Origin of the sequence: Dietzia sp. SYD-A1, from assembly GCF_015356725.1 — a bacterium.
GTDB lineage: Bacteria > Actinomycetota > Actinomycetes > Mycobacteriales > Mycobacteriaceae > Dietzia.
On sequence record NZ_JADDKI010000375.1, the window covers coordinates 1 to 1843 of the forward strand.

Below are 1843 nucleotides of genomic sequence, written 5' to 3' on the forward strand. Positions count from 1 at the left end.
GTCCGGGGCGGTGGCGCGCGCGGGGCCGTCGCCCAGGGGCGAGGGGCGTCGCCCGAACGGGTCCACCTGCTGGGAGTCTCCGGGGACCACGATGAGCGAGAAGTACGGCACTGTCGTCGGGTCGACGTCACGCACGGGGTGGTGCACCTCGGCGTCGGTCGAGGCGCGTTCGACGTACACGGCCCCGTCGAGCCGCCCTGCGGCCTCCAGGGCTCGGCGCACCGCCGGGAAGTTCTGGCCGAGTTTCATGATGATCGCCCCGTCGGTGTCGGCGAGGCGGCGGGCCAGCTCGGGCTCCGGGAGGGTCCCGGGCAGCACGGTGAGCACGTCCGTCTGCCGGACGAGGGGAGTGGCCGCGGCGGCGGTCGCGGCGGCGAACGCCGGGATGCCCGGGACGATCTCGGTGACGAACCGGCCCGCGAGTTTGTCGTGCATGTACATGAACGAGCCGTAGAACAGCGGGTCCCCCTCGGCGAGCAGGACCACGTCCCGGCCGGCCGCGAGATGCTCCGCCAGGCGGTGAGCTGCCCGGTCGTAGAAGTCCGCGATCGCCCCCGCGTACCCGCCGGGGTGGTCGGTCAGACCGGTGGTCACCGGGTACTCCAGCACCTCCTCCACCGCGTCGGCGGGGATCAGGCCCGCCGCGATCCGCCGCGCGTTGGACTCCTTGCCCCGGCCGGCGTGATAGGCCACGACGTCGGCGCTGCCGATCAACCTCGCGGCCTTGAGGGTCATCAACTCGGGGTCGCCCGGGCCCACGCCGATCCCGTACAGGCGCCCCGCTGCGACCGGCCCGTCCGCCGGCCCGCCGCTCACTCGGCCACCTGGGCGAGGGCGTTGACCGCGGAGACCGTCATCGCGGACCCGCCGCGTCGCCCGTGCACGGTGACGAACGGGATGTCGATCCCGTGGTCGTCGGCCAGTCTGGCCAGCGCGGTCTTGGACTCCGCGGCGCCGATGAACCCCACCGGACACCCGACGATCGCGGCGGGGCGGGGGGCGCCGTCCAGCAGCATCTCCAGTAGATGGAACAGGGCGGTGGGGGCGTTGCCGATCGCCACCACGGCGCCGTCGAGCCGCTCGCCCCACAGGGAGAGGGCGGCGGCGGACCGGGTGGTGCCCATCTGTCGGGCCAGTTCGGGCACGCGGGGATCGGACAGCAGGCACACCACGTCGTTGTTCCGGGGGAGCCGTGACCGGGTGATCCCGGAGGCGACCATGTGGGCGTCGCAAAGGATCGGCGCCCCGGCCTCGAGCGCCGATCGCGCGGCCCCCACCAGTCCCAGATGGACCCGAAGGTCGTCGACGAGGTCGATCTGACCGGTACCGTGCACCATCCGGACGGCGAGCCGCTCAGCATCGTCCGGGACGCGCGACAGATCGGTCTCGCGACGGATGGTGGCGAACGAGTCGACGTAGATCGCGGGTCCGTCGTCGACGTAGTCGTACCGGCGTGTCGGCCTGGGGACAGCAGGCATGGGTCCTCCTCGGGGTTCTCGCCCCGGTCAGAAGTCTTCAGGCGGCGCGCCCTGAGGGCGCGTCGATCCCGCGGCCAGTATCTGGCTTGGCGGCCCGGCGACCGGGCCTCACAGTGGCGGAACCGCCCCGGACTCGCACCGGGTTCCTCGCCGTGGGACAGCGGCGAGTCTACGTGCGCACGGTGAGGACGCCGCGCCACGGGGTGACGATGAGCTCGAGGACGTCCTCGCCGGTGAGGCGATCGATCAGCGCGCCCGTGAGGACTCCGCCCGGCGCCCCGATGTGCTCGATCCGTCCCGGCGCTCCGGGGACGGGGCCGTACGGCAACGCGGGCGCGGGGGCGGGGAGTCGCTCGTCCCCCGGG

The 1843-nt window shown here is 73.5% G+C and carries 2 protein-coding genes, 1 pseudogene and 1 riboswitch; all 3 genes and pseudogenes read right to left on the reverse strand.

Annotation, left to right across the window (positions count from 1 at the left end; genetic code table 11):
* On the reverse strand, positions 1-735 hold a 735-nt coding region (locus tag IY392_RS13995), incomplete at its 3' end, for a precorrin-2 C(20)-methyltransferase (RefSeq protein ID WP_375292918.1).
* A 77-nt stretch (positions 736-812) separates the two neighbouring features.
* Complete coding sequence (locus tag IY392_RS14000) at positions 813-1478, reverse strand: precorrin-8X methylmutase (protein WP_194861541.1); 666 nt, start codon at positions 1476-1478, stop codon at positions 813-815.
* Positions 1479-1555: 77 nt separating this feature from the next.
* Positions 1556-1625: riboswitch (cobalamin riboswitch) on the reverse strand.
* 22 nt (positions 1626-1647) lie between these two features.
* Positions 1648-1843, reverse strand: a pseudogene (locus tag IY392_RS14005) (nitrite reductase); the annotation flags it as partial.

Bases quoted from the DNA above. Each gene is read 5' to 3' on its own strand.
- IY392_RS14000 (WP_194861541.1), bottom strand. From the start codon at position 1,478: ATGCCTGCTGTCCCCAGGCCGACACGCCGGTACGACTACGTCGACGAC.